The organism is Mesorhizobium sp. LNJC405B00, assembly GCF_000502615.1.
In the GTDB taxonomy this organism is placed as follows: domain Bacteria; phylum Pseudomonadota; class Alphaproteobacteria; order Rhizobiales; family Rhizobiaceae; genus Mesorhizobium.
Genome location: NZ_AYWC01000009.1, coordinates 211,050 through 230,243 on the forward strand (window position 1 = coordinate 211,050; position 19,194 = coordinate 230,243).

Below are 19,194 nucleotides of genomic sequence, written 5' to 3' on the forward strand. Positions count from 1 at the left end.
GGGATGGGACGGGTGCGCGCTTGGGCAGACAACGAAAAAGCGGCGTGGAAAATTCCACGCCGCTTTTTTCAGGCTTGGGAGGGAAAGCTCAGCCGCGCTTGGCGTCGATCGAGTAGGCGCCAGGGCCCGAGGAAGCCAGCAGCAGGAAACCGCCGGTGATGGCGACGTTCTTCAGGAAATGGATCATCTGGTTCTGGTCGGCCCAGCCGGTATGGGCGACAAAGGCCGAGGCGATGGTGAAGACCGCGAGCACCCAGGCGGCGATGCGGGTCTGAAAGCCAACGAGCACGGCAAGGCCGCCGAGCAATTCGATCAGGCCGACGACAACGGCCGTTATGGTCGGCACCGGCAGGCCCATGGCGCCGAAATAGCCGGCGGTGCCGGAAATGGCGGTGAGCTTGCCGAAGCCGGAAAGCAGGAAGATGGCGGCGAGCAGGATGCGGCCGAGCAGGATGGTGGTGGAGCTGTTGGACGCGATGCCGGCGCCGGCAGCGGAAGTGTTGATGGACATGGTGGCTCTCCGAAAAGGGTTGATGTCCCGTCAGATAGACCAAGCCGACTGTTCACCAAAGCCGCCCGTCCGGCGACACATTGTTCACAGGACGTACATTTCGGGATCGTTCGACCGACGCAAAATTCTTGTCGCGGCCAGCAGCGGCGGGAGCAAATTGTCCCGCCACAAAATTTGGATTTCTAGTTGACGCAATTCCAAAGAGGAAGGGCTGCGCGCTTCGAGGAAGGCACTTTCCCTGGAATCGCTTAACCCGGATGCGTCATGTCCTCCGGCCGCACCAGCCGGTCGTAGTCTGCCTCGCTGACCAGCCCGGTGGCCAGTGCTTCCTCGCGCAAGGTGGTGCCCTTCTTGTGCGCGGTCTTGGCGATCTTGGCGGCATTGTCGTACCCGATCGTCGGCGCCAGCGCGGTCACCAGCATCAGCGAGCGGTCGAGCGCGGTCTTGATGTTGTCTTCGCGAGCCTCGATGCCGACGACGCAATTGTCGGTGAAGGAGATCGAGGCGTCGGCCAACAACTGCACCGACTGCAGGAAGTTGTAGGCCATCAGCGGGTTGTAGACGTTGAGCTCGAAATGGCCCTGGCTGCCGGCGAAGGTCAGCGAGGCGTTGTTGCCGAACACCTGCACGCAGACCTGCGTCAGAGCCTCGCATTGGGTCGGGTTGACCTTGCCCGGCATGATCGAGGAACCCGGCTCGTTTTCCGGCAGCGACAGTTCGCCGAGGCCCGAGCGCGGGCCGGAGCCGAGGAAGCGGATGTCGTTGGCGATCTTGAAGAGGGCGGCGGCCGCCGCGTTGATGGCGCCATGCGAGAACACCATGGAATCATGCGCGGCGAGCGCCTCGAACTTGTTCGGCGCGGTGACGAAGGCGATGCCGGTGATTTCGGCGATGCGCGCCGCCACCGTTTCGGCAAAGCCCACCGGCGCGTTGAGGCCGGTGCCGACGGCGGTGCCGCCCTGCGCCAGTTCCTGCAGGCCGGGCAGCGTCATCTCGATGCGCTTGATCGAAGAGGCCACCTGCGCGGCGTAGCCGGAAAATTCCTGGCCCAGCGTGAGGGGTGTCGCGTCCTGCGTATGGGTGCGGCCGATCTTGATGATGTGGGCGAAGGCCTTCGTCTTGACCTCGAGCGCAGCGTCCAGATGCTTCAGGGCCGGCAGCAGATCGTGCACGATGCGCTCGGCGCACGCGATGTGCATGGCTGTCGGGTAGGTGTCGTTCGACGACTGGCTCATATTGACGTGGTCGTTAGGGTGCACCGGCTTCTTCGAGCCCATGACGCCGCCCAGAAGTTCGATCGCCCGGTTGGAGATCACCTCGTTGGCGTTCATGTTGGACTGCGTGCCCGAGCCGGTCTGCCAGACGACCAGCGGGAAATGATCGTTCAGCTTGCCGTCGATCACCTCTTGCGCCGCCTCGATGATCGCCTTGCCGACTGCCGGATCGAGCCGCTTCAACTCCATATTGGCTTCCGCCGCCGCTCGCTTGACGATGCCGAGCGCACGCACGATCGAGGCCGGCTGCTTTTCCCAGCCTATCCTGAAATTGCCGAGGGAACGCTGCGCCTGCGCGCCCCAATAACGGTCGGCGGCAACCTCGATGGGGCCGAACGTGTCGGTTTCGGTTCTGGTCCTGGCAGCGGTCACTTGTCTCTCCGACGATCGAATTCGGCAACGGCGTATCGCGTTGCACAATGGCCTTCAAGCAGAGATTGCGGCCGGCAGGCAGTAAATCGGTTGAAGCGGTAGCGCCGCCCTTCGGGATCCTGCACCCTCCACTTTCGTGTGAAGGAAATTGCTCCTCAGTGCGGCTTGATCCCATAAAGTGGACGGAAACTTGCGGATTTAGCTCGATAAGATCATGTCGAGCTGGCGGATTGCTCTACGCAAACTTCCCCCAGGATCAGCAATGCGCAATTCTCGTCTACATACGAGCGACGCTGCCACACAAACTACCATCAGTGCCGGCGTCTCACTGGCAACAGCAGCGATGAGGTAGCTTATGCACTTGTCCTTCTGTTCAGTTTCCCGACCAAAATCCGGCATCGCATCCGGATCGAGCTTCGGATCGCGAAGCCGAGAATTTCAAGTCCACCCTGGGAGCGCCTCCACATAGCCTCGGAGATTTCCAAGATGCATGGCGGCAAGGTCGAAGCCGTCTCGACGTCGCAAGAGACGCTCTTTGTCCTCCGTATTTTGCTGAAAGCGCGCCTGATCGCGGACCGTCAGCTCGGAACCTTTTTCCTCCAACGGCGCAGCTTTGTCCTGAGATAGGATCTATAGCCGAACGGAAGTGTTCGCCGTCCGGAAGGCGTGCTTGTCCGCGCCTCCAGACGCTGGCGCACGACGCTCATCAGTCTGCAGAACGCGGGTGTTTCCAATGATTGCACCCGTTTGACGAGATTGTCGGGCAATGGCTTTGAGCGCCAGTCGAAATAAGCCTCGTAGTCTTTCGGCGTTGCGATCAGGTGCTGGAGATAGGCTGCAAGATCGCTGGCGCTGGCGAAGGCACTGGCGTCAATAAAGGAGTGCTCCGGAACGAACTCGTCCACATTGGGAGCGCCAAGGTAGATCGGCACCGTGCCCGCCATGAACGCGTCATAGATTTTCTCGGTGACATAGTCGGCCTCGATCGAGTTCTCCATGGCCAGGCAGAATTTGTGCCGCGCAATGGTTTCGATCTTGGTCTTCGAGCCCAGATCGGGGCCAGAGACCGATCGGTTGTTGCGATATCGGCCATAAGAATCGATCTTGATGTGGCGCGCCAGTTCGTTCGCCAAATCGACACGGCCGCTATAATTCAGGCCGGCCGACTGGAAGAGTGCGACCGGCGCTTCTTCCGTTTTCGGCACGATTGGTCTGGCCAGCGCATCTTTCCACCACACCGCACGCGGAAGGTAGGGTACCCAGACATCGGACCGGGATTCATGCGTCATGATGATATCGAAGTGCCCCATGGTTTTGGGGTCGGCAAGTCGCTTGTAGTTTTGGCCGCATTCCATCGACCAGGCGACCCAATATTGACCAGGGTATTTGTAGGCATCGCCAACTTCGCGAAAGTTCGGAATATGGAAGACGACTGCCGCGGCCTCGGAAATCCGTCGTTTGTCCAGTGTCCACCGCCCGGGCATTTCGCACTGTATCGACGCGATATCGACGGGTTTGCTGAAGAACGTTGTGTAGAAGAGGATCAGTGGATCGATAGACGGCATGGCACCACGAATGTCTGAAGCATTGCTCAATCTGCAGACAGACGCGGTATCGGAAGTTTGGTCAAGTGCTCCGCTTGTTCGAGGCAGAGGGCCGTCCAAACGGTCACCCCGCCGTATACCCGCCATCGATCGCGAAAATGCCGCCGCTGGTCCACGCCGCCTCGTCGCTGGCGAGATAGACGGCGATGCCGGCAAGATCGCTGGTCTGGCCGATGCGGCCGAGCGGGTAGCTGCGCTCGACATAGGTTTTCAGCTCGGCCTGCGCTGCCGCCGGCAGGTTTTCGATCGACTTGCGCCGCATGGCGGTGTCGACCGTGCCGGGCGCAATCGCATTGACCCTGATGCCGCGCGGACCAAGCTCGAAGGCCAGCGACTTGGTCAGCGAATTCAGCGCGCCCTTGGACAAGGAATACAGGCTCGACGGCCGCTTCGGGATCATCTTGTCGGCGAAGTAGGACGAGATGTTGATGACGGAGGCGTTGGCGCCGAGATGCGGCAGCAGCCGCTGGGTAAGGAAGAACGCCGCCGTCACATTGAGCGCGAAGGATTGCTGGAAGAGGTGCTCGGTGACGGTCTCGAACGGCACCAGATAGGCGACGCCGGCATTGTTGACGAGGATGTCGAGTGGGCCGGTTGCTTTCGCGCGATCGACCACGGCATCGATGCCGGAAGAGGTCGAGAGATCGGCCGACTGGGTGCCGACGTTGCCCGCCGCCGCAAGTGTCTCGCGGGCGGTCTCGAGCTTGCTGGTGTCGCGACCGACGATCAGCACGTCGGCGCCCTCGCGCAAGAAAGCTTCCGATATCGCCAAGCCGATGCCGTCCGAGCCGCCGGTCACCAGTGCTCGTTTGCCAGAAAGTCTCATTGAAGGCCAAGTCGCATCGAATGCTCTCGCTGTTGCCCGCGTCACGAAGGCAATGCCGATCGGCGAGGGCGGTCAAGCCGCCGGCCTATCGCTCAGTATGAACTTCGGTTGGCCGCGTGCCGATCCGGTTACCGCAGCAGCGACTGCGACGTCGGCGTCAGGCGCAAGGTTTCGGTCCGCCAGGTCACATCGGCCGCTTGCCATTGGGGCGAAGCGGCAACTGCGGCTTCGTAACTGGCATGCGCCTCGGGACTGTTGAAACCCGTCACCGCGATAAAGACGTTTTCTCTCAAGCGCACCGGCAGGCGGGGAAAGCTGTTTTCGGCGTGCTCGGTGATGAAGGCGCCAAGCAACCGTCCGCCGGCGCCGATAAGGACCGGAACGGCATCCGTTTCGAAATTGCCGCCGAAATCGGCTTCGGCGCCAGACCGCAGATGATGAATCTGGATGACAACAACACCGGTCAAGCCATTGTCTGCGCTCGGCTTTCCATCCGCCGGCATGGCGCCTCGCTGCGCGCCTGACAGATCGAAGCCGGCGCCTGGCCATGCCGCCTTCAAGAGCAGTACATCGTCGGAATCGATCATCGTCGCATTGGCGGCGTCGCGGTGCGCCGTCCACACCGGCCCGTCATAGAAGGCGGTGAGCGCCTGCTTCCGCGCTTCCATGCCATCGAAGCCGCGCAGCCAGACGAACATGTCGGGGCGGTCGAGGTCGCGGAACTGTCCGATGATGGTCATGCCGGCGTGTTCCTGGCCTTCGATGAACCGACTGTCGAAGATGTCGATCAGCGTCTCGCGCCGGCCCGGCTTCAGCGTGTACTGCCGCAACTCGACGACAGGCGAAGCGAGCAGGCTTGCCGTCGCAGGCGCATTCAGGGGTACGGTCATTGTGTCGTCTCCAAAAAACAGGATGATCATCCGGTTTATAAAACAGACCGGTTGTCCTGTTTTGTCAATCTGCTATCGTTGGCAAATGTCAGCAGAGATTGCTCGGGCTCCGAAAGGGCCGCCGCGAAAACGCACCAACGATCCCGAAGGGCTGCGCAACAAGGTGCTCGATATCGCCGAAGCGTCGTTCCAGGCGCGTGGCTATCATGCATCCGCTCTTGGCGAGTTGATGACGACCGCAGGCGTCAGCGGCGGCGCGCTGCATCATCATTTCCCGACCAAGAAGGCGCTCGCTCTGGCGGTGATCGAGGAGCGCGTGGCAGCGGCCCTCGATGAAACCTGGATCAACCCTGTACGGGCGGCAGGCTCGGCGCGCGAAGGCGTGCGCGCGGTGTTCGAGGCGGTGGCGACCGAGCTTGAGCAGCAAGGCTTCGTGCGCGGCTGTCCGCTCAACAATCTGGCGCATGAACTGTCGCTCGCTGACCCGGATTTCCGCGCCGCTCTGGACGATATCTTTGCCGGATGGCGTCAGGCGGTTGCCGACAAGGTGCGAGCCGACCAGCAGTCGGGGAGGGAGCAGGGCACCGACCCCGAGCGCTTTGCGGCACTCGCCATCGCCGCCTATTCCGGCGCCATGTCGATGGCCAAGGCGGCACAGGATGCCAGCGTGCTGCGCGATTGCCTGGCCGAACTTCAGGGTAGCTCAACGCCGCCATTCCCGAGCAGAGCGAAGCGGCGTCGCAGGATCCTGCTGCGGCCGGGAAAACCTTGAGGCCGGAACTGCGCTGTTCTAGTTGGAAAGCGGCTTGATCGTCTCGTAACCGTTCACCGATTCCGCGCTGGTCCCTTCGTCGTAGCGCCGGGCGAGGGACGCTTGCAGATCGGGCGCATAAAGCGCGGTAAATGTGTCCAGCGTTTCGCCGGCGCCGTTCTTGAAGGTCTCCGTGACCGCCAGCACGTTGTATTTGCAGCTGCCGACGCTGAACGTCTCCTTGCCCTTGACGACCAGGCTCAGTGTCTTGGTGCTCTTCGGCTGCTTGTTCGGCGACAACTCGACGAATTCGATCGTGCTCTTGGCTCCCGTCTTCAGCGGAAACAGTTTTCGCAGATCGGAAAACGGGATCGTCGCCACCCGTCCAGTATCGCTGTCGCGAAACACTTCGACCAGGCCGGCAAACAGGAACTGTGTCTGCGGCGATTGCGATTCGTAGTGTTGGCGACGGACACCATGCCGCCGGCCACCGGCCGAAACTCGCTGCGGACGCCAGGCATTTCCAGAACGAAGCCGGCCTTGGCCGATTTTGCGTCGACACAATCGGCGGCATGCACCGCAGCCGCCGGTAGCAACCCAGCCAGCACCACGCCTATCGAAACGGCTCTCATGAAATCCTCCCCCTCTGCTTGTATTTGCTGCGCGCCAGCATGACCCAAGAAATGCCAGAGCCACAGTGCCGTGTCGACCTGCCATTCCTGGCAACTGGACGGTGGGGCGCCGGCTGTGCTGAATTTCAGGTCATGAATCGCAAGCTCGTCCTCTCCCGTCGCAATTTCCTCGCACAGGCAGCCGGCCTTGCCATGGCTGGCATGCTGCCGCGCGCCGCGCTTGGCCAGACCGGCAAGCGCATCCAGCCCATCGACGCCACCTTTCTGTTCATCGCCGATGTCCATGCCTGCCGCATGTCGAGCGGCCTCAGCCCCAACTGCCTGGAGGAAGGCAAGACCGATGCCGCGCTGTTGCGCAATGTCGCTGTCCTCAATGGCTTGGCCGGCCGGCAATGGCCAGTCGAGATCGATGGCGTTGCAACCCGCCTGCGTTCGGCCGGCAGCCGCATCGATGCGCCGCTCGGCCTCGTTGTCGGCGGCGACATCACCGACGATGGCGGCGGCCAGATCACCGAGCCCAGCGAAGGCACGCAACTGTTGCAGTTCAGCCAGCGCTATCAACAGGGCGTCGGCCCGGACCGCGTGCACATGCCGGTCTATGTTGGGCTCGGCAACCACGATCTCGACCAGAACGGCTCGCCGCCGCATGTCGACTGGTACCGGCGTGAACTGCGCGACTATGTCGAGGTCAACCACCGCCCCGGCGTATTCTTCAAGCCGCCGGTGCCGGCCACCGAATACGATGTCGACACCGACTGCTATTCCTGGGACTGGGGCGGCCTGCATCTCGTCCAGACCCACCGCTTTGCCGGCGACACCGGCCATGGCGCGGTGAGCAGCCTGCCGTGGCTGAAGCAGGATCTGGCGACCTACGCGGCGGATGGCCGTCCCGTCATCCTGTTCCAGCACTATGGCTGGGACACTTTCTCGGTCGAGCGCTGGGACCCGGCCAAGCGCACCTATGACGATGACGGCGCAGGCGCGCCGCACTGGTGGAGCGAGGCCGACCGCCAAGCGCTGCTGGCGGCGCTGAAGGGCTACAATGTCATCGCCATCTTCCATGGCCATCAGCACGAAGTGACTATGGTCTACAAAAGCGATGGCCTCGACCTGTTCAAGCCGAAGGCTGCCTATATGGGTGGCTTCGCGCTGGTGAGGGTAACCGGGGACGGCATGGACGTGGTGCTAGGCGAGGCGGCGGGCGACCGGGGCGGGGTCAAGTTCACCAGCGCCTTCAGCAAGAGCCTCAGCCTCTGACAAGAAAAAGGCGGTCTTGAGCCGCCTTCCTCATTGCCTGCAAGATCGAATCAGAGCGCCTTTTTGATCTTGTCCTTCACGTCGCCATACACCTTCTGCACCTTGCCGGCGGTCTTGTCGGCCGTGCCTTCGGCCTGGGTCTGCCTGTTGCCGGTCGCCTTGCCGCCGGCCTCCTTGACCGAGCCCTTGACCTGCTTGGCCACGCCGGCAACCTGATCCTTGTTCACCATCTTTGCATCTCCTGGGATTCGGGGATTCATTCGCAGGAGGCAAACGGGCCGGCTTGGCTTAGGTTCCCTGGGCGGCGATCATCGTCGCATCTGGTCGCTTATATGGTCGCCGAAACGCTTTGCCGCGTCGTATCGTGTGACTAGTGTGACGAAATTTTGGGGAGACCGCCTTGGCTGAATTTACGCTCATCATCGCCAACAAGTGCTTTTCGTCCTGGTCGCTGAGGCCATGGATGGCGATGAAGCATCTGGAGATCCCGTTCGAGGAAGGTTTCGTGCGCCTGCGCACGCCCGAAACCTTTGCCGCTCTGGCGAAAGTCTCGCCCACCGGCCTTGTGCCAGTGTTGAATCACAATGGCAGGATTGTCTGGGAAACCCTTGCCATCCTTGAATATCTCGCCGACCTGTTTCCGGAGAAAAAGCTTTGGCCTCAGGATATCGGCGCCCGAGCGCTGGCCCGCTCGGTAGCGACCGAGATGCATTCCGGCTTTCGCGAGGTGCGCTATGGCTGGCCGATGAATTTGCGCCGGCCGAAGGGCCACAAGCCGCTCGACGCCGAAGGCGAAATGCAGCGCGCGCGCATCGAAACGATCTGGCGCCAGTGCCGGGAACAATACGGCAAGGGCGGCCCCTTCCTGTTCGGTCATTTCACCGCGGCCGATGCCATGTATGCACCTGTCGTCACCCGCTTCGACACCTATGGCGGCAAGCTCGCGCCCGACACGCGCGCCTACGTCGACGCCGTGTTGGCAACGCCGGCGATGCGGCACTGGTATGCGGAAGCAGCGAAGGAGACTTGGCCGGAACCCGGCCCGGACGAATAGGACCACTAATGACATCACGGTGAGTGATCGATGGCCAGCAATGATGGACCGCGCGAGACTACCGCGCCAACAATCTTCCACTGCCGGCTGATCCCGCCTCGGCCGGACTTCGCCTTCACCCTGACGGAGGAGCAGAGGGAGTTGATGGGCCGGCATGCCGACTATCTGCGCGGCAAGCTTGCCGAGGGCACCATGATCCTGGCCGGGCCGGTCGCCGACCCGGCCGGCCCTTGGGGTCTGCTGATCCTGCGTGTCGGCAGCGAAGCCGAGGCAAGAGCGGTCACCGACGGCGATCCGGTGTCGAGCTCCGGCCGCGGTTTCCACTACGAGATCCTGCCGCTGATCAGCGCGATCCTGTAGGCGAGCGTAAGTTTATGGATGTGAAACGGTTTTCCCTTGGGAATTGTGTCAGACAACGGCACATACAAGAACGCCTCTCGCACCGTTTAATGTGCGGGAGGCGTTCTTTTGCCAGCATTACCGAGATTGTTCTCTGAATTGCTGACACCACGGAAATGCGCCGGCTTGCGATTGGTTCCGGGGCGTGGAATACTTTTTGGAACGCCTTGAGCTCCGCCACCTCGTCAGTTGAGGCTTATGCCTCAGGCACCCTCAGGTTGAATTTGGGCTCCGGCCAAACCAGAAATTGACTCGGCGCTAAAAGAAGTCTATAAGAAACATGTCGATATTTGTTTGACCGACTTTTGTTATCCGCGCATGATGCGCGCCTTTGACGAACTTCCCCATCAAAAATCGAGACAAAACGCTGTTGTGCAGTCGCACGATGGTGAACGAATATTTGCCAGGGAAAGGGTTCTTCATGGCCACCGGCACAGTGAAATGGTTCAACGCCACCAAAGGTTTTGGTTTTATTCAGCCTGACGACGGCTCCGCCGACGTTTTTGTCCACATCTCGGCCGTAGAGCGCGCCGGCATGCGTGACATCGTCGAGGGCCAGAAGCTCGGCTACGAGATGACCCGCGACAACAAGTCAGGCAAGATGTCCGCCGACCAGTTGAAGGCGGCCTGATAAGGAATTCGGCCTTCCGGTGACCACGGATGTACTGGCACCGATGAAAGGCTGAAAGGAGCGCCTTGCGCATCCAACTGGATGCGCGGCGCTTTCATGGAAGGTCAGGCGGTGCCTGGCCTTTTTCATTTTGTGCGTCGTGCCGCTAAAAGTGCGCCGCACGCCGGCCGGAACGTGCTAAGGGACGCTCCAGCAATCTGAACCGCCCATACTGCCCCGCTGCCGTATTGCTTTGGTCGAAATCGAAGACCGCTCTCGCTCTATCGGCACCAGGCTCCCGACAGGAGAAAGTTTTGACCACTCAATCCAAGACCGCCGACCAGGCCGGCTCGCTGTTCAGCAAGACGCAAACCCAGTCGATGTCACTCAACCGCATCCTGTCCGAGCGTGATGCCGTCAGCGAGGCGCGCGAAGCCAAGACCGCGCGCTTGCGCGAACTGCGCAAGGAAAAGGAAGCCGACGACATGGCAGCGGCCGCAGTCCTTGCGGCGCTGCCAAAGCGGGCAGGCAAACGCTGATGGCCACCAAGCGCGTACCGCCGACGCCGATCGATGCCGATGCGACCATCGCGTCCATGGTCCCGGGCCTGGACAAGCCGGTCGAATATGTCCGCCGTGTGCTGGAAAAGCTCGAGCGCTGCAAGCGCGCGCATGGCGATGCCCAGGTGCGCGTCGGCGTGCGCGGCCGTGCCGAAGCTCCGAACTATCTGGTCGAATATGTCCGCGAGGACAAAAAGACCCAGGAGCGCGTGACCTACCAGGATGCCGCCTATAGCGGCAGCACGCATCGCGAACTGGCGGCGCACCACATTGCCGAGGCGAGGAACTGGTCGCCCGAGGAAATGAACATCACGGCGGTCTCGGCGCTGATCGGCCGCTTGCGCAATCCGCGCGCACCATCATCCCGCTTTTCCGACGAGGACTGACATGGCCATAAAGTTTTCCACCAAGGACCAGCCGGCAGCGCCGGCTGCTGCCACTGCAAAGCAGGCCAAGCCCGCTGCCGCGCCGAAGGCCGCCGAACCGTCGGCAACCGATCTGTTCGAGGCGCCAGCCGCCACGCCCAAGGGCAAGGCAGGCAAGAAGAAATAGCGCCTTGCCGCACCAAGCCGATCGCAATCTCGCAGCGCCTGGGCTGGTCGCGTTGGCCGCCAGGGATATCCGGTCGTCAAAACAGGACGGCCAGCCGGTTTTCGATTGCCAGAGCTGCGGCGCCTGCTGCTCCTACTCGGCCGAATGGCCGCGCTTCTCGACCGAGGACGATGCGCAACTTGACCGGATTCCGGAAAAGTTCGTGTCCGCCGACCTGTCCGGGATGCGCTGCGAGGGCGTCCGCTGTTCGGCGCTTACGGGCGAGATCGGCAAGCACACGGCCTGCGGCATCTACGAGATCCGCCCGGACGTCTGCCACGCCTGCATGCCTGGCGGCGACGATTGCCTGATGGCGCGCAAGGCGCACGGGATGCCAACGATCTAGCCGACGCCCACCTTGCCTCATCCCACATCCCCCGATAGCTTCCACTACGGGCAGGGCGTTGGAGGAACCATGAGCATCGAATTCCTGTTGACGTCGCTGATCGTCGTGGCTTCGCCCGGCACCGGCGTTCTCTACACGCTGAGCGCCGGGCTTTCGCGAGGCGCGCGCGCCTCGATCACTGCTGCATTCGGCTGCACGCTTGGCATCATCCCGCATATGGCCGCCGCCATCACCGGCTTGGCGGCGCTGCTGCACACAAGTGCTGTCGCCTTCGAGACGCTGAAATATCTCGGCGTCGCCTATCTCCTCTACATGGCCTGGAACACGCTGAACGAGAAGGGCGGCCTGAGCGTCGATGAAAACGCGGCACCCCGCTCGGCAGCCAAGGTCATCACCTCCGGTATCCTGATCAACATCCTGAACCCGAAGCTGTCGATCTTCTTCTTTGCCTTCCTGCCGCAATTCGTCAGCACGACCGAACCGAACGCATTTGCCAAGATGCTCGAACTCTCGAGCGTCTTCATGCTACTGACCTTCGTCGTCTTCGTCGCTTACGGCATCTTTGCGGCCTCGATCCGCAGCCATGTCGTGTCGCGGCCGATGGTGCTGACCTGGATGCGCCGCACCTTCGCCGGCGCCTTTGTCATGCTTGGCGCCAAGCTGGCGCTGGCTGATCGATAGAACAGGAGCTGCCAGGCCTCGGCCTACTCTTCGTCGGTTCCGGATCCGGTCCGGATGCCTAGACGCCAGGCCGAGGGCGGAAGGCCGATCATCTTCTTGAAGGCGCGGCTGAACGCTGCCTCGGATTCGTAGCCGATTTCAGCGGCAATGCTGGCCATGTTACTGGTGCCGGCGCTGAGCAGCTCCGAGGCGATCTGCATGCGCCATTTGGCGAGATAATGCATTGGCGGCATGCCGACCAGCCTGGTGAAGCGTTCGGCGAGCACGCTGCGCGACAGCGCGGAGTCCTTCGCCAGCGCCTCCACCGTCCAGTTATGCGCCGGCCGGTCGTGGATCAGCGCCAGTGCCCTCGCCAGGTTTGGATCGCGCAGGCCAGCCAGCCATCCCGTGGTTCGTGGCGGCAGCGATTCCAAGTAACGGCGCAACACGTCGACAAACATCAGTTCGCTCAGTTTGGTGAGCACCGTTTCACTGCCTGCGCGCTTTTGCGCCACCTCCGTGACAGCCAGGTTGATGAACTGGCTGAGCCAGCCGCCATCGCCTTTGGCATCTCCGGCCTTGATCACCGGCGGCAAAGCCTCGAGCAGGGGATTGAATGGCTGTGCATCACAGGCGAGATAGCCGCAAACCAGCCTGGCCGAGGTCGCGCCGTCGCCGGCGCAGTTGATGTAAAACGGCATCCGGCTGGATGTTGCGATGTCGAGAACGTCGGCTGTCGGCGGATCGGCGCGCAGCGCCGGATTGCTGGACATAATATGCGGGTCGCTCCTGGTGAAGACGACGACTTCGCCTGCCTCCAGCGCGATCGCTTCCTGGCCGACGATGCGCGCGAAGCAGCGACCGGCCGTTACCACATGGTAGGAGATCAGATGGTCCGCACCGGGCAGGATCTTCGGCAGGATGGACGATGGCGCCGGCGAGCAGACGGCCCACGGCTCGTGGCCCTCAATGTCAAAAAACGTCGCGCCGGTAAGGCGTACCGTCCTCAACAGGTCAGACAGAGCATCCCCGGCCATTCCGTTTCGTCCCGCACCCGGCTAGCCGGCCAGCCATCCCTTTCGAGTTCCGGACGCGCTGTCAAGCGAGGCGGACGCCGTATCATTCAGTTCGCGGCCAGAACTCCTAAACCTGCACCGGTGCTCAAGCGCTGCCGAGAGTGGGCGCTGAGTGCTGTCGAAACCAACCAGGGACAAATATCATGACGGTACATAAGGGCGGGTGTTTTTGCGGCGCTGTGGAAATCGAAGTGCACGGAGCCGCCGAGGCAATGGGCTATTGCCATTGCGGTTCGTGTCGATCGTGGTCGGCGTCTCCCGTGAACGCATTCACGCTGTGGAAGCCTCAGAACGTCAAGGTCACCGGGGGCGCGGAGTTCCTGTCCGGGTTCGAGAAGACCGAAATGAGCGATCGCCAGTTCTGCACGAAATGCGGTGGTCATCTGATGACCGTTCATCCGCCGCTCGGCCTGGTCGATGTCTATGCGGCAACGATACCAGGCGTGAAATTCACGCCTGGAGTTCACGTCAACTACGCTGAGACCGTGCTGCCGATGAAGGACGGGCTGCCCAAGCTCAGGGACTTTCCGGCTGAGCTCGGCGGCTCCGGCATCGCGGTGCCGGAATAAGGCCCGGCCACTGCTCGCCATTTTTGACAACGACAATTCAAGACAGGAGATTGTTCATGGAAATCGCAACATTTCGCGCCACGCAGGAGCCGATCAAGGATCTCTATCGCAGGGATGCGAAGGCCGCGTTCCTCACCTTGAAGGCCAAAGGCGTCGCCGACGCGTCCACCGTGACCTGCAAGGTCGAGACCGGACGCGGGCTGGCGCTTGCCGGCATCCATCCGATGGCCGGGGGCAGCGGCCAGGAACTGTGCTCCGGCGACATGCTGCTGGAGGCGCTGATCGCATGCGCCGGTGTCTCGATGCGCGCGGCGGCGGCCGTGCTCGAAATTCCGATCAGGTCCGCCGAAGTTTCCGCGGAAGGTGACGTCGATCTTCGCGGCACGCTCGGCGTGACTGCGGGTGTTCCAGTCGGCTTCAAGGAAATCCGCTTGCGGTTCGACATCGACACCGACGCTCCCCAAAGTCAGCTCGACCAACTGCTCGAACTCACGGATCGCTATTGCGTGATCTTCCAGACCATCCAGAATAGTCCCAGCACCACGGTGAAGCTGCACCGCGTCATCCAGTGACCAGAAAACCGGCCCGGAAACTCGACTTGAGCGAGATTCCGGGCTGGGAACGGGAGTGCCGGGCAACGCTTCTATCCTTTGACGTAACCCATCGCCTCGACGATCAGCTCGTCCGCGACACGCATCAGGTTGACGCCGCGGATGGAGTTGCCGTCGGCCATGAAGTAGCGCCAGCGGATCGTCGCCCGTTCACCGGCGACGAAGGTTTCCTCGAGGTCGAAGCGCGTGCCGGGCTGGGTGGCGATCGCCGACCATAGGTCAATGCATGCCTCTTTGCCGGCATGGCGGGCGCCGTCCGGCGCCGGCACGGTGTTTTCGATAACGCAATCCTGCGCCACCAACTCGGCAAGCGCGGACGGATCGTGCAACTGGAACACATCGTTGAAGCGACGCATGATCTCGGCCGTCTGGCTAGAGTGGTCGCCCGGATGAATGCTCGTGATGCTGTCCTGGCTCATCTCATATCTCCTGGTTTTCATTGTTCCGTGGCAGTGGTGGCGGCCAGCTCGGCCTTGAGGGTGATGGTTGTAACGCCGGCCAAAGCGCGAGAGACAAGGCAGGTCGTCTTCGCCGTCTCCGCCATACGCTGGAATTCGGCAGGCTGAAGGCCGGGAATCTCTGCTTCCGTTTCGAGCTCGATGTGGGTGATCGTCGGCCCGGCGGCGGTCGCGCCGAGATGCACCTTGGCGACGGTGCGGATGGTGCGGGCGACGTGGCCTTCCTGGCCGAGGATGAAGGTCAGCGCCATCGAGAAGCAGCCGGCATGTGCTGCCCCGATCAGCTCTTCGGGATTGGTGCCCGGACCGTTCTCGAACCGCGACGGAAAGGAATAGGCGCCTTCGAAGACGCCGCTGCCAAGCCGCAGACGGCCGCCGCCTTCCTTCAGCGTGCCTTGCCATTCTGCGGAAGCTTCACGGATGGTCATGGTCGTTCTCCTGATTCGGGGTTGAAAAGCGGGCAATTGGGTCAGGCGCAGTCGATGACAACCTTCCCGAACACGTCGCCCTGCTGGAAGTGGCGGTACGCTTCGGGGGCTTCGGCAAAGGGGAAGACCCTGTCGATAACGGGCTTGAGGCGATGCTGCGACACGGCGCGCAGCATGGCCTCAAGATTGCTGCGGCTGCCGACGAACAGGCGGCTGATGGTGGCGAGGCTGCGCTGATAAAGCGCTGCCGGCATCTCGATCGATCTGCCACTGGCGTCCTGCAGCGTCAGCAGCACGATGTGTCCATAAAGCGTGCTGGCAATCAGCGACTGCGCGAAGGTGGCCGGGCCGCCGGTTTCGACGACGAGGTCGACTCCGCCTGTCTGCTCGCGCGCCCAGCCGCCCCATTCCGGTATGTCGGTGCTGGAGACAACGAGGTCGGCGCCCAGCGCCCGCAGCCTGTCGGCCTTCTCCGCGCGCGATGTGATGCGACAACCCGGCAGCCGAGCAACTTGGCGAACTGCAGAGCAAACAGCGAAACGCCACCCGAACCGATGGTGAGAACCCATTGACCGGGCTTCGGAATCCGGGTCCGGGTCACCGCGTTCCAGGCCGTCACGCCGGCGCAGGTCAGCGTCGCCGCTTCGTGCCAGCTCAGATGATCGGGCAGTCGCGCCGCCCATTGTTCGTCGAGCACGGCAAACTCAGTCAGCATGCCGTCCAGCGTACAGCCGAGCTGGTCGATCAGACCGGCATTGATGCGGCCATCGATCCAGCGGGCGAAGTAGCTGCCGGTGACGCGGTCGCCGACGGCAAAACGGGTAACGGCATCGCCGATTGCGACGACGTCACCGGCGCCGTCGCTCAGCGGCACGATGCCTTGCCGCGGCGGCAACGGATAGGTGCCACCAAGGATCATCGTGTCGCGCCGATTGAGCGAGGCGGCGCGGACTCGCACCACGATCTCATGCGGTTTCGGTTCCGTCCGCGCCTCCTCGCGCATCGCCAGGGATTCGGTTCCACCAAACCCTCCAAGACGGTAGCTGCGCATGTCACTCTCCTTAATAATATATAGACTGATCTACATATTATATAGACCGATTGTCATATTCTTGGCAAGGCCTATAATGCGTCACTGCCGACAGAGGTTGACATGGCCAACGACACCCGCACCCGCATACTCGAGACCACAGGCCTGTTGCTCAGGCAGCGCGGCTATCACGGCACCTCGCTCAACGACATTCTGGGCGCCAGCGGGGCGCCGCGCGGCTCGCTCTATTTTCATTTCCCGGGCGGCAAGGACCAACTGGTCATCGAGGTGACGCGCAACAGCGTTGCCGACGTCACGAAAAAGCTGGGCGAAGCACTGGCAGCCGAGAGCGATCCTGCAGTGGCCGTCCATCACATCTACCAGTCGGTCGGGCGCATGCTGGAGGACAATGATTTTTCGCTGGGTTGCCCCATCGCGCCGGTGGTGCTGGATTCACCCACCGATGTGCCGGAACTGGCGGAACTCTGCCGATCGGCTTTCGAGCAATGGATCGGCTTGCTGCGACAGGCCTTCGTCAGGGCAGGGGTGCCCGAACGCCGCGCGCACGCTTTGGCGCTGCTGATCGAATCGTCGCTGGAAGGGCTTATGGTGATTGCGCGGGCCACCCGCGACCGTGCACCGGTGCTGGTGGTGGCCGACGAGGTGGCGGCGCTTGTCGAGCAGGCGGTGCTTGCAGGCAAGGTTGCGCGGCAGGCGGACAGCGCCGCCTAACCATCCGCTTTCCAAAATAAAAAGGGCGCCTCTCGGCGCCCTTTCCGTATGCATAAGCCAGATAGCTTGGATTAGAAATCCATGCCGCCCATGCCGCCCATGCCGCCGCCGCCCATGCCGCCAGGCATGCCGCCGCCAGCCGACTCCTTCTTGGGAGCCTCCGCGATCATGGCTTCGGTGGTGACGAGCAGGCCGGCGACCGAAGCCGCGTCCTGGAGAGCGGTGCGAACGACCTTGACCGGGTCGACGATGCCCATGGCGATCATGTCGCCATACTCGCCGGTCTGGGCGTTGTAGCCGTAGGTCGCGCCCTTGTTGTCGAGGATCTTGCCGGCGACGATTGAAGCTTCAGCACCTGCGTTCGAAGCGATCTGACGGGCCGGAGCCTGCAGTGCACGACGAACGATGTTGATGCCGGCAGCCTGGTCGGCATTGACGCCGGTGACCTTGATGTTGGCCGAAGCGCGCAGGAGAGCGACGCCGCCGCCNGATCTGACGGGCCGGAGCCTGCAGTGCACGACGAACGATGTTGATTCCGGCAGCCTGGTCGGCATTGACGCCGGTGACCTTGATGTTGGCCGAAGCGCGCAGGAGAGCGACGCCGCCGCCTGCAACGATGCCTTCTTCCACGGCCGCACGGGTCGCGTTGAGGGCGTCATCGACGCGGTCCTTCTTTTCCTTGACTTCGACTTCCGTCGCGCCGCCGACACGGATCACCGCAACGCCGCCGGCGAGCTTCGCCAGACGTTCCTGCAGCTTCTCCTTGTCGTAGTCCGACGTGGTCTCTTCGATCTGCTGCTTGNGGCGAGCTTCGCCAGACGTTCCTGCAGCTTCTCCTTGTCGTAGTCCGACGTGGTCTCTTCGATCTGCTGCTTGATCTGGGCAACGCGGCCCTGGATCTCGGCCTTCTTGCCGGCGCCGTCGACGATGGTGGTGTTCTCCTTGGAGATCGACACCTTCTTGGCGCGGCCAAGCATGTTGAGGCCGACGTTCTCGAGCTTGATGCCGAGGTCTTCCGAGATGACCTGGCCACCGGTCAGGATGGCGATGTCTTCCAGCATGGCCTTGCGGCGATCACCGAAGCCCGGCGCCTTGACGGCGGCGATCTTCAGGCCNCGCAGCTTGTTGACGACCAGCGTGGCCAGAGCCTCGCCTTCGACGTCTTCCGAGATGATGAGCAGCGGCTTGGAGGTCTGCACGACGGCTTCGAGAACCGGCAGCATGGCCTGGAGGTTGGACAGCTTCTTCTCGTGCAGGAGGATGTAGACGTCCTCGAGCTCGGCAACCATCTTGTCGGCGTTGGTGACGAAGTAGGGCGAGAGATAGCCGCGGTCGAACTGCATGCCTTCGACGACTTCCAGCTCGGTCTCGGCGGTCTTGGCTTCTTCAACCGTGATGACGCCTTCATTGCCGACCTTCTGCATCGCTTCGGCGATCATGGCGCCGACCGACTCGTCGCCATTGGCCGAGATCGTGCCGACCTGGGCAACTTCCTCGGAGGTCTTGATCTTCTTGGCAGCCTTGCCGAGAGCCGCGACGACTTCGGTCACGGCCAGGTCGATGCCGCGCTTCAGATCCATCGGGTTCATGCCGGCGGCAACGGCCTTGTGGCCTTCCTGGACGATCGACTGCGCCAGAACGGTCGCGGTCGTGGTGCCGTCGCCGGCGATGTCGTTGGTCTTCGAAGCGACTTCGCGGACCATCTGCGCGCCCATGTTTTCGAACTTGTCTTCAAGCTCGATTTCCTTGGCGACGGTGACGCCGTCCTTGGTGATGCGCGGTGCGCCGAACGACTTGTCGATGACGACGTTGCGGCCCTTGGGGCCGAGCGTGACCTTCACTGCGTCGGCGAGGATGTTGACGCCGCGCAGCATGCGCTCGCGGGCGTCGCGGGAGAATTTTACGTCTTTAGCAGCCATTTTTTAGCTCCTGGCAGGGGGCTTGCGATCAAGC

The 19,194-nt window shown here is 62.4% G+C and carries 24 protein-coding genes and 3 pseudogenes; 13 read left to right on the top strand and 14 right to left on the bottom strand.

The features are described 5' to 3' along the window. Positions 1-88: 88 nt before the first annotated feature. From X756_RS147710 to X756_RS147690, 5 genes are all read right to left on the bottom strand, one after another. Positions 89-511, bottom strand: a complete 423-nt coding sequence (locus tag X756_RS147710) for a DoxX family protein (protein ID WP_023730442.1) — start codon at positions 509-511, stop codon at positions 89-91. A gap of 248 nt (positions 512-759) precedes the next feature. Continuing rightward, a complete protein-coding gene (fumC, locus tag X756_RS147705) occupies positions 760-2,157 on the bottom strand; it encodes a class II fumarate hydratase (RefSeq protein ID WP_023730443.1) in 1,398 nt (465 codons plus the stop codon). Positions 2,158-2,735: 578 nt separating this feature from the next. Then, positions 2,736-3,821, bottom strand: coding sequence for a glycosyltransferase family 10 (locus X756_RS147700; protein WP_245264530.1), 1,086 nt, complete (start codon positions 3,819-3,821; stop codon positions 2,736-2,738). 4 nt (positions 3,822-3,825) lie between these two features. Further along, positions 3,826-4,587, bottom strand: a complete 762-nt coding sequence (locus X756_RS147695; RefSeq protein WP_023730445.1) for an SDR family oxidoreductase — start codon at positions 4,585-4,587, stop codon at positions 3,826-3,828. A 128-nt stretch (positions 4,588-4,715) separates the two neighbouring features. Beyond that, on the bottom strand, positions 4,716-5,477 hold the full coding sequence (locus tag X756_RS147690; protein WP_023730446.1) for an NIPSNAP family protein: 762 nt from the start codon (positions 5,475-5,477) through the stop codon (positions 4,716-4,718). Positions 5,478-5,562: 85 nt separating this feature from the next. Between X756_RS147690 and X756_RS147685 the strand changes: the two genes are divergently transcribed. Further along, positions 5,563-6,249, top strand: a complete 687-nt coding sequence (locus tag X756_RS147685) for a TetR/AcrR family transcriptional regulator (RefSeq protein ID WP_023689911.1) — start codon at positions 5,563-5,565, stop codon at positions 6,247-6,249. An 18-nt stretch (positions 6,250-6,267) separates the two neighbouring features. On the opposite strand, the gene X756_RS01000000165705 is transcribed toward X756_RS147685, so the two are convergent. Next, the gene (locus X756_RS01000000165705; protein ID WP_245264532.1) at positions 6,268-6,792 is read right to left on the bottom strand and encodes a hypothetical protein; all 525 of its coding nucleotides are present in this window, start codon (positions 6,790-6,792) and stop codon (positions 6,268-6,270) included. Positions 6,793-6,992: 200 nt separating this feature from the next. Between X756_RS01000000165705 and X756_RS147680 the strand changes: the two genes are divergently transcribed. Continuing rightward, the gene (locus tag X756_RS147680) at positions 6,993-8,117 is read left to right on the top strand and encodes a metallophosphoesterase (RefSeq protein WP_023730447.1); all 1,125 of its coding nucleotides are present in this window, start codon (positions 6,993-6,995) and stop codon (positions 8,115-8,117) included. A 50-nt stretch (positions 8,118-8,167) separates the two neighbouring features. Here the strand turns inward: X756_RS147680 and X756_RS147675 are convergent, their stop codons facing one another. After that, the gene (locus X756_RS147675; RefSeq protein ID WP_023671498.1) at positions 8,168-8,347 is read right to left on the bottom strand and encodes a CsbD family protein; all 180 of its coding nucleotides are present in this window, start codon (positions 8,345-8,347) and stop codon (positions 8,168-8,170) included. A 170-nt stretch (positions 8,348-8,517) separates the two neighbouring features. Between X756_RS147675 and X756_RS147670 the strand changes: the two genes are divergently transcribed. The 8 genes from X756_RS147670 (at position 8,518) to X756_RS147640 (ending at position 12,358) form a co-directional block, all read left to right on the top strand. Then, entirely contained in the window at positions 8,518-9,171 is a 654-nt protein-coding gene (locus X756_RS147670; RefSeq protein WP_023730448.1) for a glutathione S-transferase family protein, read from the top strand. Between the two features lie 30 nt (positions 9,172-9,201). Next, positions 9,202-9,531: a YciI family protein gene (locus X756_RS147665; RefSeq protein ID WP_023730449.1), complete on the top strand. Its 330-nt coding sequence runs from the start codon at positions 9,202-9,204 to the stop codon at positions 9,529-9,531. 460 nt (positions 9,532-9,991) lie between these two features. Continuing rightward, entirely contained in the window at positions 9,992-10,201 is a 210-nt protein-coding gene (locus X756_RS147660) for a cold-shock protein (protein WP_023671502.1), read from the top strand. 293 nt (positions 10,202-10,494) lie between these two features. After that, complete coding sequence (locus X756_RS147655; protein ID WP_023689917.1) at positions 10,495-10,719, top strand: hypothetical protein; 225 nt, start codon at positions 10,495-10,497, stop codon at positions 10,717-10,719. Further along, a complete protein-coding gene (locus X756_RS147650; protein WP_023671504.1) occupies positions 10,719-11,126 on the top strand; it encodes a hypothetical protein in 408 nt (135 codons plus the stop codon). Before X756_RS147655 ends, X756_RS147650 begins: the two co-directional genes overlap by 1 nt. A gap of 1 nt (position 11,127) precedes the next feature. Continuing rightward, entirely contained in the window at positions 11,128-11,292 is a 165-nt protein-coding gene (locus X756_RS1000000169410) for a hypothetical protein (RefSeq protein WP_023671505.1), read from the top strand. Positions 11,293-11,344: 52 nt separating this feature from the next. Further along, positions 11,345-11,677: a YkgJ family cysteine cluster protein gene (locus X756_RS147645; protein ID WP_023697712.1), complete on the top strand. Its 333-nt coding sequence runs from the start codon at positions 11,345-11,347 to the stop codon at positions 11,675-11,677. Positions 11,678-11,746: 69 nt separating this feature from the next. Beyond that, the gene (locus tag X756_RS147640) at positions 11,747-12,358 is read left to right on the top strand and encodes a LysE family translocator (RefSeq protein ID WP_023671507.1); all 612 of its coding nucleotides are present in this window, start codon (positions 11,747-11,749) and stop codon (positions 12,356-12,358) included. 23 nt (positions 12,359-12,381) lie between these two features. Here X756_RS147640 and X756_RS147635 read toward each other — a convergent pair whose 3' ends face one another. Next, positions 12,382-13,374 carry an AraC family transcriptional regulator gene (locus X756_RS147635; RefSeq protein WP_023730451.1) on the bottom strand — a complete coding sequence of 331 codons (993 nt, stop codon included), beginning with the start codon at positions 13,372-13,374 and terminating at the stop codon, positions 12,382-12,384. 182 nt (positions 13,375-13,556) lie between these two features. On the opposite strand from X756_RS147635, the gene X756_RS147630 reads away from it, so the two are divergent. Then, positions 13,557-13,982, top strand: a complete 426-nt coding sequence (locus tag X756_RS147630; protein WP_023715197.1) for a GFA family protein — start codon at positions 13,557-13,559, stop codon at positions 13,980-13,982. A 56-nt stretch (positions 13,983-14,038) separates the two neighbouring features. Continuing rightward, on the top strand, positions 14,039-14,554 hold the full coding sequence (locus X756_RS147625; RefSeq protein WP_023671510.1) for an OsmC family protein: 516 nt from the start codon (positions 14,039-14,041) through the stop codon (positions 14,552-14,554). A 71-nt stretch (positions 14,555-14,625) separates the two neighbouring features. On the opposite strand, the gene X756_RS147620 is transcribed toward X756_RS147625, so the two are convergent. From X756_RS147620 to X756_RS1000000170585, 4 genes and pseudogenes are all read right to left on the bottom strand, one after another. Beyond that, complete coding sequence (locus tag X756_RS147620; protein WP_023697709.1) at positions 14,626-15,012, bottom strand: nuclear transport factor 2 family protein; 387 nt, start codon at positions 15,010-15,012, stop codon at positions 14,626-14,628. 17 nt (positions 15,013-15,029) lie between these two features. Then, positions 15,030-15,479: an OsmC family peroxiredoxin gene (locus tag X756_RS147615; RefSeq protein ID WP_023671512.1), complete on the bottom strand. Its 450-nt coding sequence runs from the start codon at positions 15,477-15,479 to the stop codon at positions 15,030-15,032. A 41-nt stretch (positions 15,480-15,520) separates the two neighbouring features. Beyond that, complete coding sequence (locus X756_RS1000000169950; RefSeq protein ID WP_348529828.1) at positions 15,521-16,162, bottom strand: zinc-binding dehydrogenase; 642 nt, start codon at positions 16,160-16,162, stop codon at positions 15,521-15,523. 164 nt (positions 16,163-16,326) lie between these two features. Next, positions 16,327-16,530: pseudogene (locus X756_RS1000000170585) on the bottom strand (NAD(P)-dependent alcohol dehydrogenase); the annotation flags it as partial. Between the two features lie 102 nt (positions 16,531-16,632). Between X756_RS1000000170585 and X756_RS147610 the strand changes: the two are divergent. Further along, on the top strand, positions 16,633-17,241 hold the full coding sequence (locus tag X756_RS147610; RefSeq protein WP_023671514.1) for a TetR/AcrR family transcriptional regulator: 609 nt from the start codon (positions 16,633-16,635) through the stop codon (positions 17,239-17,241). Positions 17,242-17,312: 71 nt separating this feature from the next. On the opposite strand, the pseudogene X756_RS1000000167730 reads toward X756_RS147610, so the two are convergent. Both X756_RS1000000167730 and groL read right to left on the bottom strand, forming a co-directional pair. Beyond that, a pseudogene (locus X756_RS1000000167730) lies at positions 17,313-17,732 on the bottom strand (TCP-1/cpn60 chaperonin family protein); the annotation flags it as partial. Then, positions 17,731-19,160 (bottom strand): annotated as a pseudogene (groL, locus tag X756_RS01000000165715) (chaperonin GroEL); the annotation flags it as partial. The pseudogenes groL and X756_RS1000000167730, both read right to left, overlap by 2 nt. Positions 19,161-19,194 lie beyond the last annotated feature (34 nt).